The organism is Mucilaginibacter sp. BGA-UO-ETr-C110 (assembly GCF_059567985.1).
In genome coordinates this window covers 5744095-5763955 of the sequence record NZ_JCAQPB010000002.1, presented here as the reverse complement: position 1 = coordinate 5763955, position 19861 = coordinate 5744095, and the positions used below count along the sequence as shown (strand labels likewise).

The following is a 19861-nucleotide window of genomic DNA, read 5'->3' as shown; positions in this document are numbered from 1 at the left end:
TTACAAACACACAATAAATTGATATACAATGAATTAGCCTATTGTTCGTCGTCAGAGTCTTTATCCGTAGCCTTTTTCCCGGCCATGGCCAGCACGGGTTTTCCGATCACTTTGTAGTTACCCTCACCCTTTAATATCGACGCCAGCTGAGCTTTGTCCTGCATGGTTTTTACCGCCTGGGCCAGCTCTTTATCGTATTTAAAATTGGTTTCGTAACGGCCTCTTTCAAAATAATAGCGGGAAGCTATCTCATTTTCAAGAACCTGTTTTATTTCGACTTTGTGCTGTTGCAGATCGTTCTTTTTGCTGGTCAGCAGTTTTGATTTTAAAATATCGTATTCGCCCTGAATATCATTAAACTGCTTTTCTTTGGTAGCTTCTGTTTTCAAACTGCTCAGCACCTTTTCTGCAGTGGTGGTATAGCTGTAATTTTTATCGGAAAGATATTTTACAAAATCGCCGTAATCAGCATCTGATAGGCTAAACTCTTTTGGTTCGGCTATTTTAGCATGTGTATCGCGGTAAACCGTGGCGTAATCAAATATCAGCAGTTTGCCTACCAGGGCCTGGGTTACATTGGCAAATTTTTCCTGTTTGATAAAAATATCCGGGTAAATGCCGCTGCCATCAAAAACCGACCGGCCATTTTTTGTTTTAAACTCATGGATCAGCGAATCGGCAACTTTTACTACGCTGCCATCATCTTTACGATGCGTGTAATCAAGCGCCTGTATACAACGGCCCGACGGTACATAGTATTTGGCGATGGTTATTTTAACCAGGCTGTTATAAGGCAGGTTAAAAGTTTGCTGTACCAGGCCTTTACCATAACTGCGTTGCCCGATGATAATGGCGCGGTCAAGATCTTGTAGTGAGCCCGCCACAATTTCTGAAGCCGAGGCCGAGTGGCTGTTCACCAGCACCACCAGGGGCAGATTGGGCTCTAATGGCGTACTTACTGTACTATAGGTAAAGTTTTTATCCTTGATCTTCCCTTTTTGCGATACTACCTCCACATCTTTTTGTACAAACAGGTTCACGATCTTCACCGCTTCCTGTAGTATACCACCACCATTTGAGCGTAAGTCTAATATGATGCCGTTAGGGTTGCTCTTTTTGAGTGTTACCAACGCATTGGTTACCTCGGCGGCGGAATTTTCCAGGAATTTATCCAGTTTGATGTAACCCATGTTGCCGTCAACCATACCAAAGTAGGATACGTTGGGTTGTTTGATCTCGTCGCGGATCAGGTTCTTTTCAAAGGGCTGCGGTGTATTATCGCGTTTGATGAGCAATTTGATAGGCGCCCCTTTTGAGCCTTTCAGCAACAGGCTTACCTGGTCGTTATTTTTTCCTGTAAGATCAATGTCATTTATTTTCAGGATCTGGTCACCAGGGTGTATATCGGCCTTCTGAGCCGGGAAACCGGAAAAAACATCTGATACATATACCTTGCCATTGCGTGCAAAAATGCTGGAACCGATGCCCCCGTACTGGGTACTTACATAGTGCAGCTTATAATCTTCAATTTCCGATTCGGGAACAAATTCGGTGTAGGGGTCGAGCCCGTCGAGCATGGCATCAACGCCTGTTTTTACTAACTTGGCCGAATTGATGTCATCTACATAGTTGATGTTCACCTCTTTATATACCGAGGCAAAAACATCCAGGTTTTTTGATATCTGGAACAGGTCGTCATTAAAAGCCAGCCCGCCGCCTGCCAGCAATGCTATACCGGCAAATAAACCTATCTTTTTGTATCTTTTATTGATCGCCATACCCTGTTTCGTCATTAAGCCTATAAAAATACAAAAAAGCTTATTGTTTTTTACAACTCAGGCCTTATTTACAGCCTGTTATTGTCAATATTTACCAAAGCCTTTTTCAAAGTGAACACAACATACTGCCTATCGCGGTTCACCAGGTCCATTAATTTGGTTATCAGGCTTTCTTCCTGACCTTCGGCATATTGTAACTGCTCGTCGGTAAGGTGGTTATATTTGCGTTGTACTTTTATTTTGATGCGCTCCCAATCTTTGTTGGTGATACTGATCTCAGCCATGACTAATTATTTTCAGCAAAAATATAAAAAATACACGGCAGCAGAATTTTAAAATATCAGCTGCCTTATAGCCGCTTCAAAAAAACTTTTTAAACCTTAAATTTTAACAAATTTCTGGTCGAAAACAGCATAAAAACAGTCCAAAATTCATTCAAAACCATCGATTTTAACACTTTTTAACAAATTTTAACACGGTTTTAACGTGTTTTTAAAACTTTAAAAAGTATTAATTTATTGATAATCAAAGAACTAAGTTCAAAACAACCTATTTTTGAGCCTGTTTCTCCTTTAACCAAACAGCCCGGATGTCTGTTAAAAAGACACCCGGGCTGCTGATTGATATAAATATACGAAAATTTTGGCGGAAGTGGAAATTGGGCTGAATCGACTCACCCGACCATCGCTGCGCTTGGTCACCCTCTCTTCAGTTGAACAGTCTCCGCACGTTATTGCGAGGTACGAAGCAATCTCTAAACAGGCAGGTCAAACACACATAGGCTGCTCTGTACAGCATAGAGATTGCTTCGTACCTCGCAATGACGTGTTTATTATGATATTTCCCAACCCTCTTTCCAGCGAAGCTGAAGAGAGGGTCGTCCAGCGGAGCGCAGACGGGGTGAGTCGTCTGGCTAAACCCCTTCCTCCCCTTCCCCGAGGAAGGAATCGCACATACCCCAGCTTTTTCCTTTAGGCTCCCGACTTTGGACTTAATACTTCAGACTCCCAACTAAATCCCCATACCAACCAGGTGCGCCGGCAAAGGCATTTTTTCACTAAAAGCATCGGGCAGCGGTACCCCACGGCCATTTTGCAGCGGGATCAAGCCCGACCAGATGGGGAGTATCTCATCTTCTTCGTCGTCAACCGGCATTCCTGAGCGAATCTTGGCAGATGCCTCATCGATCTTGAAAGCCAGGGCGGTTGTTTTGCGCACTTCGTTTTCTTTAATGGGTCGCAGGTAATCCCAGCTGCCCGGTACAATTTTATCGGTGAGCCATTTAAAAGCTTCTATTTTATCCTCCATACTTTCCACCTTTTCGGCTTGCGCGAATATTACTACCGAGCGGTAATTCACCGAGTGATGAAAAGCCGATTTGGCCACTACCAGGGCATCCATAAGCGTTACGGTGATACAAACCGGGATGCCTTTTTCCAGTTCGCGGATAAAGTGGCTGCCTACCGAACCATGGATGTAAATTTTATCCCCATAGCGCACAAAAGCGGTGGGGATAGAAAACGGCTTATTTTCAAACGAATAACTGATGGTGCAATAAAGCGCTTCGTCCAATATGCTATGGATGGTTTCTGGTTCATAGTTGGCCCTTTTGGCCGAGCGGCTCGGAACGAGATGTGATTTTTGGGTTGCCATTGTTTTTATTTGTTTATGTATTTAATGATCAAGTATTTATAAATAGTTATGCTTAATCCCGTAGCTACTCTTACCGGTGAGAGAACGCGAGGATATGATTAATGCTTTTATGTCCGCGCGGGGGCTCTCCCAGTACACACTTACCCAGGATTATAGCCCGGTTTAAAAGTCTCCTGATCACCTTCATAAGACCCGGAGAGGACAATTGAACGAGATGTGATTCCTGACTTACCATACTTTTGTTTTTTTAATTAAATATCGCCGGAGGCGACTCACCCCGACATCGCTGCGCTCGTCACCCCTCTCTCCGCTTCGCGCATAGAGGGGATTTTACTTTTTCTTTACCCTCTTTCCGCCAAAGGCGAAGAGAGGGTGGTCCAGCGCAGCGTAGACCGGGTGAGTCGGCTCTGCACCATGCTATTTCTCAACAAAGCCAGTTCCGCCTAATCATGGACTATTACTTTGTAGAGAGGGGGTTCGCACAGGCCCCTTTCTTAATTGCCATTTTGTTTTTTATAAAATTATGCGTTTATTGGATCACCGTAATCATCCAATTATTATAAAACAGGTAGTCCAGTTTGTTATGCAGATACTTTCATCTCTTTTAAACATTGATAAAAACGCTGCCCAGTCGGTTTATTTACAAATTGGCAATCAGCTGATGGCATTGATCAAGGCAGGCACCTTACCAGCTGGTTACCGGCTGCCCGGCACTCGCCAGCTGGCGCTTTCCTTAAATATCCACCGCAAAACGGTGATCCGCGCTTATGATGAATTGCTGGCGCAGGGCTGGCTGGAAAGTCAAACCGGCAGTGGTACATTTGTAGCCCGGCATTTACCTGCTGTTAAGCCGCAGCCTTTAGTCGCCGTTTCTGCAAATACCAAGAAAGTGGCCGGTTTTGCCATTCATGGCGCCCCGCACCTTAACCGCAAAGTGGCCGATTTGAGTACATCATTACATCTTGATGATGGCTTTCCGGATACACGCCTGGTGCCCGTAACCGAACTGTCAAGAGCATACCGCACCCAGTTGTTAACCGGCAATCCGTATTCCCGTTTAGGTTATGGCGACACCCGGGGTACAGCCTGGCTGCGCGAAGAACTGGCGACATACCTGAACCAAACACGGGGCCTGCGTATTACGCCCAACAACATCCTTATTGTACGCGGAACAGTGATGGGTTTGTATTTAACTTGCACCGGCTTGCTACAGCCCGGCGATACGGTAGTGGCCGGAGAACCAGGCTGGGCGGGCGCGCAAATGAACTTTTTACAAGCGGGCGCCAACCTGGTCAAAATACCTGTTGACGATCACGGTTTGGATATCGATCAGCTCGATCGACTTTGCCGGCAACAGCCGGTGCGCTTGGTTTATGTAACATCGCACCACCACTACCCCACCACCGTAGCCTTGCGGGCCGATCGCCGGATACAACTCCTGGCATTGGCCCAGAAATATGGTTTTATTATTTTTGAGGACGATTTCGATTACGATTTCCACTATCAGAACAAACCGCTGATGCCCTTGGCCAGCGCCGACGAAGCAGGTATGGTATTGTATTGCGGCTCATTTTCGAAAAGCATATCACCCGTCATCCGGGTGGGGTACCTTGTCGGTCCCGAAAACGTGATCGGGCATCTGGCCCGTCTGCGCCGTATTATTGACCGCCAGGGGGATGCTTTACTGGAGAATGCCGTTGCTGAGCTACTGCAAAACGGTATTATTCAGCGTCATTTACGCAAATCATTACGGGTATACCGGCAACGGCACGATGTTTTTTGCGATCTGATGACCAGTCAGTTGCACAATTATGTACAATTTAAAGTACCCGACGGGGGATTGGCCGTATGGGCACAGTTTGATGCACGTATCGACCTGGCCGCGCTATCCCAAAAAGCCTTAAAGCAAGGCCTGTACTTTGGTGGCGAGAGTGCTGGTTCTAACGCTATCCGGCTTGGTTTTGCATCATCCACTGTTGAAGAATTAGAGCTTTGTGTAGAAATTCTGGCCAAATTACTCAACAATATTTAAAATAATTATCCATTTTTTCTTGTAGAGACGCATAATTGCGTCTCCCCGCCAAAAGGCTTGATCAGCCATTGGGAGACGCAATTATGCGTCTCTACGACAGGCCTTAAAAACAGATTTCACAGGCAACGTTTACCTTTTTGGCGTGTCAATTGATAGGCTATGTATACGTATTTGTTACAAAACCCGTTTTATAACAAATTTATTTTAAAACAGCCGCGTGTGTAAGTCAAAACGCATGCGGCATCACCAACATCAACAATTATGAAAAAGTTACTATTAAGTGCGGCATTACTGATAGCGGTAAGCATCGGGGCCAAAGCACAAGTTTCATTAGGTATTAAAGGCGGTGTCAATTTTTCGAGGATCAGCACCGACAATGTAAAAGAATCAACCCTTACCGGTTACCAGGCTGGTTTATTTGCCCGTATTGGCAACACCTGGTATTTACAACCCGAGCTTTATTTAAGCGGCACAGGTGGTAAATTTGAATCGAGCGATAACAATACCGCGTTTAATGGTAAAGTGCGGTTCACCAACCTGAACGTGCCTTTGTTAATTGGTAGATCATTTGGTCAAAAGGACCTGAATTTCCGTGTAATGGGTGGTCCTATTTACACTTATCAACTGGATAACAGCGTAAGTTTGGGCAGCAATATCAGCGGGGCCGCTAATAATTTTAACAAAAGTAATGTAGGTTACCAGGTAGGCGCCGGTGTTGACATCGGAGCTATCACTGCCGATCTGCGTTATGAAGGCGGCTTAACCAAGGTAAGCGACAGCTTTGCCAAACGCCAAAACCTTTGGGCGCTTAGCGTAGGGTTTAAGATACTTTAAGGGTTGATAGGAACATAAAGTCATGCCGAACTCGTTTCGGCATCTCATCAGCAAGGTTATACAGCACAATGGATAACTGTCCTGAGAGATCCTGAAACAAGTTCAGGATGACAAACTCAACAACAAAAGCCCCGGCAGGTTACCTGCCGGGGCTTTGTTTTATACTTTAATAAGCCTGTCAGTCTGAGCTTGTCGAAGACTTGCGGGCAAAGGCCTCTACGCTCGCCCTTCGACGGGCTCAGGGTGACAGGCCATTTACTTACTTCGCGCTAAACTGTACACCAGTTACACCAGCTTGCATAGCCGCCGGTTTTACCGGTTTGTAGACCAAATACAGCGAATGCATTTTACCATCCGTTACCGGGCTGATAGCTACATGGGTAACACCTGCCTTTTGATCTTTTGCAGGTACCGGCATACTTCCTTTACCTATCAGTTTACCATCTGGCGCATCTAAACGAGCCTCAAAATCAAGACTGATCGATGGCGGTGCCTGCCAGAAATTGGTCATGTTTACCGAACGGACACCAGTCAGATCGATATTATCAACCGCGAACCATCCACCGTTTGGCGGAATGATCATGAGGTTGATGCCATTGTATTTAAAGCCGGTAAAGCCATTTACCTTTTCGGTGCCGCTAAACAAATAATTACTGCTGTTTAAGGTGGCTATCCCTGCGCCGGTTAATGCTTTAATGTCGTTTCCGCCATCGTCGGTGTAACGTGCAGAAAGCACAAACGTTGCTGCAAGCTGCTTGCCTGGATCGGGCGAAATGGTGCCTGATGCCGGTAACGATTTTTTCTGGGCATCCTTAGAAAGCGACATCACCCAGGTAATGATCTGGTCAAGATCGCCTTTTTTGATGCTTGGGTGGGCCGACATGGCTGTTTCGCCCCAAACACCCGCGCCGCCTTTAATTACTTTTTGGCTCAGTTTGACCATGGCGTTAGGATCTTTCGCGTATTTGTTGCTCACATCCAAAAATGCTGGGCCGATAGATTTACCCACCTCTTTATGGCAGCTTTTGCAATCCATGGTCAGCATAATGGCTTTCCCGGCATTTTCCGGGGCAGTTTGCTCTAATTGTGATGCCGATACCGGTTTCTTATAACCGTCGATATAGTTAACTTCTACAAAAATGCGTTTCGGATCGATCTTTTTAGTGTCGGCTCCATCGGTTACGGTCACCGCGTAGCTTACAGGCACACCCGGCAGGTAGAACGATTTGTTGCCCCCGGTTAATTTTACCGATACCTGTGGCTGCTCGTTGCCGGCATAAACACTTACCGGCGAGCTTTTGCTGGTAGCGCCCTGGCTGTCTTTAGCCTCTACAGTTATCTTGTAATCGCCGGGTTTAGTGTAAGTATAATCCAGTTGTGGTTCCTGGGTTTCTTTGGTGGTGCCGTTGCCTAAATTCCAAACATAAGTGATCTTATCACCTTCGGGATCTTTGGCCTGTACGTTGAGTTTTACAGCAAATGGCAATAAGCCCGAGGTTTTATCCACTTTTATACTTTTGATAGACGGCGGCCTGTTTCCTACAATATAATCAATGCGGAACAACCCGGCATCAGGGTTATGGGCGAACCAGCCGCTGCCGTACTCTAAACCATATAACTTTCCATCCGGACCAACTTCCATATCAATCATGGAGTTCATTTTAAGCCCTGGGAAAAAAGGTTCCATTTTATCAAAGTCACCTTCGGGAGTTAGGGTAACTGCTTTTATCCAACCGCGCATCCACTCGTAAATAAGCAGTTTGCCGTTATAATAATCGGGCAGGCGTGTTTCGGCCGGGAATAGATCAGTATAATAAACCGGGCCGGCCATCGCGTTACGACCGCCAGTACCTACCTGCGGAAAATCAGCCGAAGGCCCGTAAGGATACCATATAAATGCCGGTTGCGCCGGTGGCAGATCTTTTAAACCAGTATTGTTGCGCGACTCATTAACCGGGTGTTTTGGATCAAATGCTTTACCATAAGTACCGGTAGCATAATCATAAAGATGGTATGGCTTATTATCGCCCACAAAATATGGCCAGCCAAAGTTCCCGGCTTTGCGGGCCTGGTTCACCTCGTCATAACCCATTGGGCCGCGGGTGTCTAAACTATCATTGTGCGCATCAGGGCCAACCTCGCCCCAATATAAATTGCTGTTCTTTTGATCAACCGTAATACGGTAAGGGTTCCTATCACCCATCACATAAATTTCGGGACGTGTTTTTGGCGTTCCTTTCGGGAACAGGTTTCCTTCGGGGATGCTGTAAGTACCATCGTCATTGATCTTGAGGCGCATAATTTTACCGCGCAGATCATTGGTGTTACCGGCCGAACGGCGGGCATCAAACTGCAGGTGACCTGGTCTGTCGTCTAAAGGGGCGTAACCGCTGGTTACATATTTCTGTCCCTTCTCATCAAAAGGAGTAGAATTATCACCCGCCGAGAAGAACAGCATTTTATCCGGACCCGGACCAAAAGCAATAGAACCGCCGGTATGGCAGCAGATCTCGCGCTGGGCTTTTACTTCCAGTATTACTTTTTCGGTCTTTTTATCCAGCGTATCATTCACAAAAGTAAACCTCGACAAACGGTTAACCGAGCTATCGGCAGGACTATAGTAAATGTATACCCAGTTATTTTTGGCAAATTCAGGGTCTTTGGCCAGGCCAAGCATGCCTTCTTCGGCATTTACATTGGGGGTGTGCCGTGTTTTGAAGTACACATCAAAAAAGCCAACCTGTTTTACTTTCTGGGTATCGTGCTTGTACAGCATGATCTCGCCGCGGCGCTGCAATACCAGGATGTCCAGATTAGGCAGGATGGTCATTTCGGTAGGCTCAAAAAACTGGCCGGTTGATAATTGTGTTTTTACAAACCTGTCCTCATCTGGCGGCAACTGCGTTTTGGCATTGCCGTAGTTGAGCTCTTTATTCTCGCCGATGGCGTATTTAATACCACCCAGCAACAATTTTAAATAGTTATCCTCTTTGTATGATTCTTCGGTATGACCCAAGGCGGTGTAAAACGCGCGGCCGCCATCAAAATCATGATACCAGGTTGCCGGGTGCCGGCCCATACGTTTACCACCTTTATAAGTGCTTTCATCAAGGGTTATTAAGGTGTGCACATCCGGAGCAAGTTCCTTTTTAAAGCTGTAAAACTCATCGGTACGTTTCCATACTTTGGGTAAATGTTTGGTAGCATCGTTGGTATTATCAATAACATTATAAGTACCTGGCTGCACATTGGGGTTTTTATCATGAATACCCGGATGATCATAAAACCAGGCGCCAACCAAACGGCCGTACCAGCCCCAATCGTACTCGGTATCGGCAGCGGCGTGTACACCCACATAGCCCCCGCCCGCCTGTATATAGCGTTCAAAGGCGGCTTCCTGCCGATAATTGAGCACATCGCCGGTAGTACTTAAAAAAATAACGGTGGAGTATTTTTTCAGGTTCTCCTCGTTAAACATGTCGGCATTTTTGGTGGTATCCACATCAAATCCGTTCTCTTTGCCCAGTTTCTGGATAGCCGCTATGCCGGCATCAATAGATGAATGGTGGAACCCCATGGTTTTGGAAAAAATAAGCACCCGGGGTTTATTGGGGCGTGTTTTGTTACAGGATACGTAAATGCAGCTAAATGCCACAAGAACTATCAGGACGATTTTTTTCATATCGGCTTATTGTGGGTTTTTGGATTAATTGGTTTTAAATACTGTTGAATTCAGGTTTTTTGCCGCAATCTACTCAATCGATTGTAATAAATTGTTGCCTACCAAATTTATAACTAAATCTTTACGAAACAATATCCAATGCGTAAAAATGACACAATAAAATTTGGAGAGATAAGAGTGATTACAAAAAGGATTATAGTAAAATGCCTTGCACTGAATAATAACGCATCGTAAACATCTACAAAAAAAGCCTTTCATGTTCTTATGAAAGGCTTTTTACATCAACTAAATTTTATGGTCAATTGGATTTGACCATAAAATTTAGTTGATGTTTATATACGCTAAAATTATTTATAGTCTATATTAGTTGTTGTTTGGATTGCTTGAGATCTCAATCTATATCCTATTGTTCCTTCTATTATTTTATTCCGTAAATGTTCAGTATTATCTTTTTTTTGAAATGGGATATCAAGCTTTCTCGCAACTTTTTCCATTTGAATACGATTGGGGCAACGATTTTGGAGAAAAGTCTCTCCCTCCTGCCTACTTGAAATTTCATTCAAACTATTTATTAAAGAGTCTATATCTATATTATTCAACTCGGTCTTTTTCATAACTCTGCTTTTGGGCCTGATAGATCCAGAATTAGTTATAAATTCAAACTTAATTGTAGCTTCTTTTGATTCTATTTGGTCAATCTCTTCATCGGAAAGCTTATCAATATAATTAACAAATTTGTTAACTATCCCCAGTATTTGCCTTCTCTTTTCCATTTCTTTTTAAGGTTTAATCTTTTTTTCTATTTCTGATACAAAATCCTCCACTTCCTTAATAATATCTTCTCGGTAGTGATTAGTTAGAACTACAGGCGTACCATATTGTGGTGCATCAGCATATAATGTTTTGTTCTCTCTAATATAATGATCAAATACTTTTACACCCAATTTTTTTGTTTGAGTGATAAATGGTCTTGTGGCAGCTATCGGTTGCCCCCCATAGTATTGAACCATAGTAAAAACAACACCCGCAATTTCAGGGCCTATTTTTTCTACATCATCATCATCTTGTACATCACAGTATTCATTATATTCTTTAATTAAGCTATCGAGACTTCTGCGAAGATAATCAATTCCCATTGTTGAGAGATAATCGGGTTTTGCAGGAATTAAAATTTGATTCGAAGCAACTATAGCATTTTTAGTTACTATATTGAAATTTGGTGGACAATCAATAAAGATGTAGTCATATTCTTCATCTCCCAATTCTTTAATGCCGTTCATTAAACGAGTATGAACTTTCAAAAACCGTTGTTTCGACTGCTGTAAATTTGCGCCTCCCAATTGAGTCGCTAATTCAAGATCTACATTGATTAAATCTAAATGCGACGCGATTAAATCCAATTTTCCTTTCAAGTTTTTACCCGTGTCTATAATGAGTTCTTCAAACGAGGTAATGAGTGATTTTTTTGAAGGCTTAAACCAACTTTTTATTGTTTTATCGTTTGCGTACTTACTTTTCCAATCATCGGGTTTAATAAATGAAAAGGTTAGGCTTGCTTGAGGATCTAAATCGATCATTAAAACATTATACCCTCGAAAGGCTAATTCGGCAGATAGATTTGCTGTCAATGTCGTTTTTCCAACGCCACCCTTGTAATTAATTACAGACACGATTACCATTTTTATTGAAATTAAGGTTTAGTTTATCAATTGATAAATGTATATAAATTATTATTATAATATATACGTGAGAATGCAGCGCGCAAAAAGGCTTAAAAACAGCAAAGCCCCTGATGGGCAGGGGCCTTTACTAACCAATTATAAACCTAAATTATGAGAAGAGCTGTAGGAGAAGGAGTCGAACCTCCACGGAGTGGTTATTTTCATTGCTGAAAGTTTCCCAATTTCTCCGCCACCGCGACAAGGAGGTGTGTCTGCCAAAATTTCACCATCCTACAGGATATAAGTTCCACGACTTGCTGAGGAACTTGCTGTTGGGGAAGGATTCGAACCTCCACAGAGTAGTTAGCCCGCTTCGGGTTTTCTATGATCTCCGCCACCGGGACAAGGAGGTGTGTCTGCCAAAAATTTCACCACCCAACATTGTTTTTTTGTTTAAAGAACAGAAAGCAATTGTCATTTGCTTGATACAAATTTAATAGACCCATCAATTCCTTGCAAATATTTCAACAAAAATATTTTATTTTTATTCAAATTTTAATTAAACTTGTATTTCAATATAGATATTCAAATTTATGTCCCACAGAAAAGCTCAAAATTTAGAAATTGATAATCTTGATATCCAGATTTTATCAATATTAATGAAGAATGCTACTACTCCGTATACCGAGATAGCTAAAGAGTTGATCGTTTCTGGCGGAACCATACACGTGAGAATGAAAAAGTTGGAAGAGATGGGTGTAATAAAGGGAGCCAGCCTGGAAGTAGATCCTCAGAAATTAGGGTATGATATTACAGCCTTCCTGGGTATATACCTTGAAAAGGGCTCTCAGTACAACGAAGCGGTTAAGCAACTAAAAACCATAAAAGAGATTGTTGAGCTGCATTATACTACCGGCGAATGGAGCATTTTCGCCAAGATCGTGTGTCATGATACCACTCACCTGCGCGAGGTTTTGAACGAACAGATTCAGGGTGTTAAGGGTATCCAACGCACCGAAACTTTTATCTCGCTTGAAGAAAGCATCAGGAGGCAGATCACTTTGGAATAAAATTTTACTCGATTATAAAAAGCGAAGGCTGTCATCCTGAGCTTGTCGAAGGATAGGGCGCAGAGGCCCTACCCACATGCTTCGACAAGCTCAGCATGACAGCCGTTAATCTATCTCCTACTTAAACTTATTTTTCAGCGCCGCCAGTTTTATGGCAATATCTGTTTCCGGCTCCTGTGCCGGTTTTTTGTTATAAGTGGGTTTGTTATTGCCGCCTGCAGGCCTTCTATCGTCATTTCGTCTTTCCTGCGGGGCGCTTTTATCATTTTCTTTCATAGATAAAGCTATACGCTTACGGTTCACATCAACCTCAGTCACGGTAACCTCTACTTTCTGGTGTACTTTCAATACCTCGTTTGGATCTTTGATATAACGGTTGGTGATCTGACTTAGATGCACCAATCCATCCTGATGGACACCGATATCCACAAAAGCCCCAAAGTTGGTGATGTTGGTGACTATGCCGGGCAGTTTCATGCCTACCTTCAGGTCGCCTATGGCATTTACACCATCGGTAAAGCTAAAAGCCTCAAACTGCTCACGTGGATCGCGACCGGGTTTGGCCAGCTCGGCCATGATATCGTTCAGGGTAGGTAAACCTACCGTTTCTGATGTATATTTTTGCAGCGGAATACTTTTACGCAGCGGAGCGTTGCTCATCAGATCTTTCACCGTACAGCTCATATCTTTGGCTATTTGCTCCAGCAGGCTATAACGCTCCGGATGTACCGCGCTTGAATCCAGCGGATTTTCGGCCTGGTGGATGCGTAAAAATCCGGCGGCCTGTTCAAATGCCTTATCGCCCAGGCGGGGAACTTTTTTAAGTTGGTCACGACGTTTAAAGGCACCATTCTGATCGCGGTATTCCACTATATTTTGTGCCAGTTGTGGACCAAGGCCCGATACATAAGCCAGTATCTGTTTGGATGCGGTGTTCAGTTCAACACCTACGGCGTTTACGCAGCTCATTACGGTATCGTCCAGTGAGGTTTGCAGTTTGTTCTGATCAACATCGTGCTGATATTGCCCAACACCTATTGATTTTGGGTCGATTTTTACTAACTCGGCCAGCGGATCCATCAGTCTGCGACCAATAGATACTGCTCCCCTTACGGTGATATCTTTATCTGGAAACTCCTCCCTCGCCACATCTGATGCCGAGTAGATAGATGCCCCGCTTTCGTTCACCATCACAATAACCACGCCCGGCAAATTCAGATTACGTACAAACACTTCCGTTTCGCGACCGGCAGTACCATTACCAATAGCAATCGCTTCGATATTATATTTTTGGAACAGGTGTTGAACCGTTTTTTCGGCCTCACGCGCCTGTCCTGCCCCGGTATGTGGGTATATGGCTGTATTTTCCAACAATTTACCTTGTTCATCCAAACAAACCAGTTTACAACCCGTGCGGAAACCCGGATCGATAGCCATCACACGTTTTTGACCCAGCGGCGCACCGAGTAACAACTGGCGGGCATTTTCCGCAAAAACACGAATAGCTTCTTCATCGGCTTTCTTTTTGGTAAACAGGCGTACTTCGGTTTCCATAGATGGTTTCAGCAGGCGTTTATAGCCATCAGCAATGGCCTGTTTTACCTGGTCGGCAGATGGGTTGATGCCTTTTACAAAAGTATCTTCCAGTATGGCAATGGCTTCATCCTCTTCGGGTTTAATATCCAACCACAGAATCTCCTCCTTTTCGCCGCGGCGCATAGCCAGGATGCGGTGTGACGGTGCCGATTTCACGGCTTCTGTCCAGTCGAAATAGTCTTTATACTTGATACCTTCCACCTCCTTGCCATCCACTACTTTTGATTGGAAAGTTCCTTTTTCAATAAACAGCTCGCGGATGCGGGTACGTACTTCGGCATTTTCGCTGATGGTTTCGGCAATAATATCCCTTGCACCGGCCAGGGCTTCTTCTATGCTGTTCACGCCTTTTTCGGCATCTATATATACCTCGGCAACGGTTTCCAGATCAATTTTATTTTGCTCCAGTAATAAGTCGGCCAGGGGCTGCAAACCTTTTTCGCGGGCTGTGGTAGCACGGGTTTTGCGTTTGGGGCGGTATGGCAGGTAGATATCCTCCAGCGCTACCATGGTTTCGGCCTCGTTGATCTGTTTTTCCAGTTCGGGTGTTAACTTACCCATATCGGTCAGCGATTTCAGGATGGCCTCGCGGCGTTTATCCAGGTCGCGCAGTTGCTGCACACGGTCGCGAATCTCGGTCACCTGCACCTCATCGAGCGTGCCGGTAACCTCTTTACGGTAACGGGAAATAAAGGGAACGGTAGCGCCCTCGTCAAGCAGGTCAACTGTGGCGCTTACCTGCTTTTCGGCAATGGAAAGCTCCTGGGCTATTTTTTTATAATGCGATATCATAGTAAACTTTGGACTGCGAAGTTGGGTACTCTTTGGTTAAAAAGCAAAAATGGTTTGTAAAAAGAATGGTGGTTAATTCGGCGTTAAGTATAAACACATTTGATTGCCGTAAATATCAAAAATGATGATCATCTTAAATATGTCATTGCGAGGAGGTACGACGAAGCAATCCCGTAGCTATTCGTATTCGGCATGGGAGGAGATTGCCACGCTGCGCTCGCAATGACATAGTATATATTTATTAATTCGATAACCGCTTCACAACCGTCTCAATCGCCTTACCCCAAAACTCACCCAAAGCTAAAGCGCCTTGTTTATTTGGGTGCAGATAAAAGGTACCCTGATTACCCTTTTCAGGGATCAGATGGGTAAGGTGATGTTTCTTGAAATAGTTGAATGCTTTTTTATCACCCACAAAAACATGATTAGGATTGCTTTCACCATAAGCGGCCACCAGGCTATCCAGTTTGGGCACATAGCTTTGCAGGCGGGATAAACCTTCCTGTAGATATCTGGCGCCATTATGGGTGTTAGGGCTATACCAAACGGGGTGCTGATAAATAATAATAGCTTTTGGAAAATCGGTCAGTAGTTTATCAGTAATGGTTTTTACATTCTGGATATAATCTACAGGGGATACCGGCGCACCGTGGGGGCCCTGGATGGCACTGTCATTTGTGCCCAGCTTCATCGAAAATATCAGCAGGGCTTCTTTATCCGTAAAGGCACCAGCGGCTTGCTCCACCTGGGCAAACGTGTTAGTGCCGGGTAAAAAATCAAGGGTTGTATAACCACTGTGACCCTGGTTGCTAAACTCCACCGTGCCCTGGTTTGCGTGGTTGCGCAACCAGGCTATGGCAGTAGCAGGTGGTGCATCCGTAGCGGGGTCACTCATTTGTACCCCTTGTGTGATGCTATTGCCGATGAAAACAACGTTGATGTTTATTTTGGGGGATTGGGCAAAGGTCGAAATGCTGCATAGTAACAGTGCAACAATAAAAAAATGTTTCATATTGAATAGTTTAACAAACCCCTTCCTCCCCTTCCCGAGGGAAGGAATCGCACATGGCTCCGCTTTGAATAATACTCATAACTCTACACTGGTAACCCGAACCATCTTACCACTTCACGCCCATATTCCAGAACATAAACGCCCATTTATCAACCTGACCGCTGATCACCTGGGCTGTTGATTGCCCCGCACCGTGGCCCGCTTTGGTTTCAATACGGATGAGTACCGGAGCCGTGCCTTTTTGGTATTCCTGCAAACGTGCGCCAAACTTAAAGGAGTGAGCCGGAACTACCCGGTCGTCATGATCGGCCGTGGTCACCATGGTTGCCGGATATTCCTGCGGTTTTAAGGCATGATATGGCGAATAGTTATACAGGTACTCAAACATTTCTTTAGAGTCTTCGGCGGTACCATAGTCATAGCTCCAGCCTGCTCCTGCGGTAAATTTGTTATAACGCAGCATGTCCAAAACGCCCACTGCGGGGAAGGCTACTTTAAACAAATCCGGACGCTGGGTGATCATGGCGCCTATCAGTAAGCCGCCGTTGGAACCGCCCGATACCGCCAGATGTTCTTTGGACGTATATTTATTTTTGATAAGGTATTCGGCCGCGGCAATAAAGTCGTCAAATACGTTTTGTTTTTTCATTTTGATGCCTTTGCGGTGCCAGGTTTCGCCATACTCGCCGCCGCCACGCAAGTTTGGTACGGCGTATATACCGCCATGTTCCAGCAATATAATATTTGATGTGCTGAAAGCAGGTGTTAAGCTGATGCCAAAACCTCCATAGGCATATAATAAGGTAGGATTTTCACCATTAAGCACGGTACCTTTTTTATAGGTGATGATCATCGGGATCTTTGTTTTATCCTTCGAGGTATAAAACACCTGTTTTGATTCGTATTGTTCAGGATCAAATTTCACTCTCGATTTTTTATACAGGGTTGATTTGCCTGTGGCAATATCCAGCTTAAAAATGGTAGTTGGATATACATAATTGGTAAAAGTGTAATAAGTTTCCTTTTCGGCCTTCTTGGTGCCAAATCCAGAAGCGGTACCTACCGATGGCAGGGCGATGGTACGCTCCAGCTTACCATTCATATCATACTGCTGCACAAAAGAAGTGGCATCCTGCAGGTATTCCGCGAAGATCTTGCCACCGCCTGTTGTCGCGCTCAATACATTTTTGGTTTCGGGGATGAGGTTTTGCCAATGGGTTACGGTTGGATTGGCAGCATCAACGGTAACAATTTTAAAATTAGGCGAGTATATATTAGTAAGGATATACAGCTTGCTACCCACATTATCCAGTATGGAATGCTGATTATCAAAATTATCTATCACGTTTACAATGCTGCTGCCAGGCTTGCTCAGATCCTGTATATACAATTCGTTCCCGGTGGTTGATGTGGCAGCGGTGATCACCAAAAAACGTTCATCTTCAGTAAGGTAAGCGCCAATATAGCGGCGCGGGGTTTTATCGCCACCAAAAATAAGCTTGTCGGTACTTTGCGGTGTACCCAGTTTGTGGTAGTATAATTTGTGATACTGCGTCATGCCCGATAGCTGACTGCCTGCCTTGGGTTTATCATAACTGCTGTAATAAAAGCCATCGGTACCCTTCCAGGCCAGACCACTGAATTTGATATCGGTGAGGGTATCGCCTACTACGCTTTTATCGGCGGTTTTAATCACGATCACTTTGCGCCAGTCAGATCCGCCTTCAGATATCTGGTAAGCGGCCAGGTCGCCATCCTTGGTAAAATCGATTCCCTGCAGCGAGGTAGTACCATCGGCCGAAAATTTATTGGGATCTAAAAACATCTCGGGCGTACCGTTATCACCTATCTGCCGGTACAAAACCGACTGGCTTTGCAAGCCATCGTTTTTATAAAAATAAGTGTATTTGCCTTCTTTAAACGGCGCGCTGTATTTTTCATAGTTCCACAAAGTTTCCAGCTGTTTGTGTATTTCTTCGCGGTATGGGATCTGGCCCAGGTAGTTTTGGGTAACCTTATTTTCGGCTTTCACCCATTCTTTGGTATCCGCGGCCTGGTCATTTTCCAACCAGCGGTATGGGTCTGGCACTTTGGTTTCAAAGTAAGTATCAACGGTATCAACTTTTTTGGTTTGGGGGTAGGGTAGCGTTTTTATAGTCATTTGTTGTGCGTGGGTATAGCTGCAAAATAAAACAGCCATTGCAAATAAACAGGTAGTTAGTTTCATGTTGATTTTAAATTACAGGAAAACTAAAGATAGGGATTTGGGCATTATGCCAACAAGCGTCCGGGCATAATAAAGGTTAAAAGTTGTTAATTTTAATTAATCCTGCTATTTAATTGAACGGGGCAAGCTATATTAGCCCCCGATTACGAAAACAAGCCAAAGCCAGGTTATTTAGCCCGGTTTGTATTGATAACGTGCTCTGGATATAATTATTTATTTACAATGGATTTTTACTATCTGCGCCTTTATTGATAATAATGCTTTTTTTTACACGTTTGCTAAACCGGATAAGATGGTAAGCGGCAAACTTATACAAGTTGTTAGTACAAATTTATAACATGAAAAAAATCTTTACATTACTTACGGCAGCCCTCATGATGCTGATAGTGTTTAACGCACGGGCTCAGGATAGTCAAGCCGACGGCGACGAACCAGCCAAGCTTAAAAGTTATATTGGCATATTTGGTGGTCAGTCACGTCCATTGAGCGACTTTAAGAGCACCGATTACAGTAACACAAAAGCCGGTTTTGCCAAAAACGGGGTTGTATTGGGTGTGGATGGAGCCGTTTATTTTTACAAACATTTTGCCGTAGGTTTTACCGTATCCAAACAAGATCAGGGTAATTTAACCTATAATGATGATCAAATACTTTCACAGGGATATACTGATGATTTTAAAGCCGACGGTTCAACCGTTACTGCCGACAAGCGGTACAGAAGCTATAATATTTTGCTCGGCCCACAATATACATTTGTATACCATCGCTTACGGTTTGACCTGAGGGCATCGGCAGGTGCTATTAAAAACACCGCCACGCCAAGTATAGCGGTTGCTATTACCGGAGTACCGGCACAAACAGGAACTTTTACCCAACAAAGCTCAAAAGGTACAGCCTTTGCTTACGGAGGCAGTGCAGATGTTCGTTTTGACATGGGATCTGGCTGGGACCTGTTACTGAAAGGCAACTATATTAAATCGGACGGTCCAACTATTTCTACTACCAGCCGCACCAGCAGCCTGGGCCGTATAGTTACCAAACAACCGATGACCGAACTTCAGGTTGTGTTTGGTTTAGTAAAAGAATTTTAATTGAAATAAAACAGACGAGATCTGTTTAGCATAAAAAGAGGCTGTATCATCAATCATGATACAGCTTTTTATTTTAATGAACCTCTATCTGTTGAGGCTGGCTGGCCACTACTTCGGGCTGTTCTTTAAACATTTCAAAAACTCCGGTTACGCAAACCTGTTTGCCTTTAATATGCGGCAGATCCAATGTTGTTTTGCCCTTTACCGCGATGGTATATTTCTGATGCGGATAAGCTCCGCCCAGGTTTAACAGGGTTAATGTATCGTTTACCATTTTCATGGAATAAACAGTATCGCAAAGGGTACCGGTTTTACCCAGGTTATTTTTAAAATCTGCCGCGTTAAACGCGTGTTGCGCATTTGCCGCACCTGCAAAAACAAACAGCAGAACGGCTGAGGTTAATATCTTTTTCATTTCTGTAATTATAATGGA

General features: G+C 44.2%; 14 protein-coding genes and 1 tRNA gene. 4 read left to right on the top strand and 11 right to left on the bottom strand.

Going from position 1 to position 19861, the window contains the following annotated elements:
- Nucleotides 1-38 precede the first annotated feature (38 nt).
- The 3 genes from AC57BQ_RS24860 to AC57BQ_RS24850 all read right to left on the bottom strand — a co-directional run bounded on the left by AC57BQ_RS24860 (nucleotide 39) and on the right by AC57BQ_RS24850 (nucleotide 3431).
- Complete coding sequence (locus AC57BQ_RS24860) at nucleotides 39-1793, bottom strand: S41 family peptidase (protein WP_496408808.1); 1755 nt, start codon at nucleotides 1791-1793, stop codon at nucleotides 39-41.
- A 53-nt stretch (nucleotides 1794-1846) separates the two neighbouring features.
- A complete protein-coding gene (locus AC57BQ_RS24855) occupies nucleotides 1847-2062 on the bottom strand; it encodes a hypothetical protein (protein ID WP_090472749.1) in 216 nt (71 codons plus the stop codon).
- Nucleotides 2063-2789: 727 nt separating this feature from the next.
- Nucleotides 2790-3431, bottom strand: a complete 642-nt coding sequence (locus AC57BQ_RS24850) for a pyridoxamine 5'-phosphate oxidase family protein (RefSeq protein WP_496408807.1) — start codon at nucleotides 3429-3431, stop codon at nucleotides 2790-2792.
- A gap of 523 nt (nucleotides 3432-3954) precedes the next feature.
- Between AC57BQ_RS24850 and pdxR the strand changes: the two genes are divergently transcribed.
- Nucleotides 3955-5463, top strand: coding sequence for a MocR-like pyridoxine biosynthesis transcription factor PdxR (pdxR, locus tag AC57BQ_RS24845; protein ID WP_496408806.1), 1509 nt, complete (start codon nucleotides 3955-3957; stop codon nucleotides 5461-5463).
- Between the two features lie 261 nt (nucleotides 5464-5724).
- Nucleotides 5725-6297, top strand: coding sequence for a porin family protein (locus AC57BQ_RS24840; RefSeq protein WP_496408805.1), 573 nt, complete (start codon nucleotides 5725-5727; stop codon nucleotides 6295-6297).
- 259 nt (nucleotides 6298-6556) lie between these two features.
- Here AC57BQ_RS24840 and AC57BQ_RS24835 read toward each other — a convergent pair whose 3' ends face one another.
- From AC57BQ_RS24835 to AC57BQ_RS24820, 4 genes are all read right to left on the bottom strand, one after another.
- Nucleotides 6557-9979: a ThuA domain-containing protein gene (locus tag AC57BQ_RS24835; RefSeq protein ID WP_496408804.1), complete on the bottom strand. Its 3423-nt coding sequence runs from the start codon at nucleotides 9977-9979 to the stop codon at nucleotides 6557-6559.
- 347 nt (nucleotides 9980-10326) lie between these two features.
- Entirely contained in the window at nucleotides 10327-10752 is a 426-nt protein-coding gene (locus AC57BQ_RS24830; protein ID WP_496408803.1) for a hypothetical protein, read from the bottom strand.
- A 6-nt stretch (nucleotides 10753-10758) separates the two neighbouring features.
- Nucleotides 10759-11649, bottom strand: a complete 891-nt coding sequence (locus AC57BQ_RS24825) for a ParA family protein (RefSeq protein WP_496408802.1) — start codon at nucleotides 11647-11649, stop codon at nucleotides 10759-10761.
- 320 nt (nucleotides 11650-11969) lie between these two features.
- Nucleotides 11970-12081: transfer RNA gene (locus tag AC57BQ_RS24820), tRNA-Asp, on the bottom strand.
- Nucleotides 12082-12233: 152 nt separating this feature from the next.
- Here AC57BQ_RS24820 and AC57BQ_RS24815 point away from each other — a divergent pair.
- The gene (locus AC57BQ_RS24815; RefSeq protein WP_076373882.1) at nucleotides 12234-12710 is read left to right on the top strand and encodes an Lrp/AsnC ligand binding domain-containing protein; all 477 of its coding nucleotides are present in this window, start codon (nucleotides 12234-12236) and stop codon (nucleotides 12708-12710) included.
- Nucleotides 12711-12827: 117 nt separating this feature from the next.
- Here AC57BQ_RS24815 and AC57BQ_RS24810 read toward each other — a convergent pair whose 3' ends face one another.
- From AC57BQ_RS24810 to AC57BQ_RS24800, 3 genes are all read right to left on the bottom strand, one after another.
- Nucleotides 12828-15098, bottom strand: a complete 2271-nt coding sequence (locus AC57BQ_RS24810; RefSeq protein ID WP_496408801.1) for a Tex family protein — start codon at nucleotides 15096-15098, stop codon at nucleotides 12828-12830.
- A gap of 241 nt (nucleotides 15099-15339) precedes the next feature.
- Nucleotides 15340-16110 carry a GDSL-type esterase/lipase family protein gene (locus AC57BQ_RS24805; RefSeq protein WP_496408800.1) on the bottom strand — a complete coding sequence of 257 codons (771 nt, stop codon included), beginning with the start codon at nucleotides 16108-16110 and terminating at the stop codon, nucleotides 15340-15342.
- Between the two features lie 106 nt (nucleotides 16111-16216).
- Nucleotides 16217-18310: a prolyl oligopeptidase family serine peptidase gene (locus tag AC57BQ_RS24800; protein WP_496409494.1), complete on the bottom strand. Its 2094-nt coding sequence runs from the start codon at nucleotides 18308-18310 to the stop codon at nucleotides 16217-16219.
- Between the two features lie 365 nt (nucleotides 18311-18675).
- Here AC57BQ_RS24800 and AC57BQ_RS24795 point away from each other — a divergent pair, with 365 nt between their 5' ends.
- Entirely contained in the window at nucleotides 18676-19428 is a 753-nt protein-coding gene (locus tag AC57BQ_RS24795) for a hypothetical protein (protein ID WP_496408799.1), read from the top strand.
- A 73-nt stretch (nucleotides 19429-19501) separates the two neighbouring features.
- Here AC57BQ_RS24795 and AC57BQ_RS24790 read toward each other — a convergent pair whose 3' ends face one another.
- Nucleotides 19502-19843 (bottom strand): hypothetical protein, encoded by a 342-nt coding sequence (locus tag AC57BQ_RS24790; protein WP_496408798.1) that lies wholly within the window; start codon nucleotides 19841-19843, stop codon nucleotides 19502-19504.
- Between the last annotated feature and the right edge of the window lie 18 nt (nucleotides 19844-19861).

Excerpts from the sequence above, each read along its gene's own strand:
- AC57BQ_RS24860 (WP_496408808.1), bottom strand. The coding sequence starts at position 1,793 with ATGACGAAACAGGGTATGGCGATCAATAAAAGATACAAAAAGATAGGT.
- AC57BQ_RS24855 (WP_090472749.1), bottom strand. The coding sequence starts at position 2,062 with ATGGCTGAGATCAGTATCACCAACAAAGATTGGGAGCGCATCAAAATA.
- AC57BQ_RS24850 (WP_496408807.1), bottom strand. The coding sequence starts at position 3,431 with ATGGCAACCCAAAAATCACATCTCGTTCCGAGCCGCTCGGCCAAAAGG.
- pdxR (WP_496408806.1), top strand. The coding sequence starts at position 3,955 with ATGCGTTTATTGGATCACCGTAATCATCCAATTATTATAAAACAGGTA.
- AC57BQ_RS24840 (WP_496408805.1), top strand. The coding sequence starts at position 5,725 with ATGAAAAAGTTACTATTAAGTGCGGCATTACTGATAGCGGTAAGCATC.
- AC57BQ_RS24835 (WP_496408804.1), bottom strand. The coding sequence starts at position 9,979 with ATGAAAAAAATCGTCCTGATAGTTCTTGTGGCATTTAGCTGCATTTAC.
- AC57BQ_RS24830 (WP_496408803.1), bottom strand. The coding sequence starts at position 10,752 with ATGGAAAAGAGAAGGCAAATACTGGGGATAGTTAACAAATTTGTTAAT.
- AC57BQ_RS24815 (WP_076373882.1), top strand. The coding sequence starts at position 12,234 with ATGTCCCACAGAAAAGCTCAAAATTTAGAAATTGATAATCTTGATATC.
- AC57BQ_RS24810 (WP_496408801.1), bottom strand. The coding sequence starts at position 15,098 with ATGATATCGCATTATAAAAAAATAGCCCAGGAGCTTTCCATTGCCGAA.
- AC57BQ_RS24805 (WP_496408800.1), bottom strand. The coding sequence starts at position 16,110 with ATGAAACATTTTTTTATTGTTGCACTGTTACTATGCAGCATTTCGACC.
- AC57BQ_RS24800 (WP_496409494.1), bottom strand. The coding sequence starts at position 18,310 with ATGGCTGTTTTATTTTGCAGCTATACCCACGCACAACAAATGACTATA.
- AC57BQ_RS24795 (WP_496408799.1), top strand. The coding sequence starts at position 18,676 with ATGAAAAAAATCTTTACATTACTTACGGCAGCCCTCATGATGCTGATA.
- AC57BQ_RS24790 (WP_496408798.1), bottom strand. The coding sequence starts at position 19,843 with ATGAAAAAGATATTAACCTCAGCCGTTCTGCTGTTTGTTTTTGCAGGT.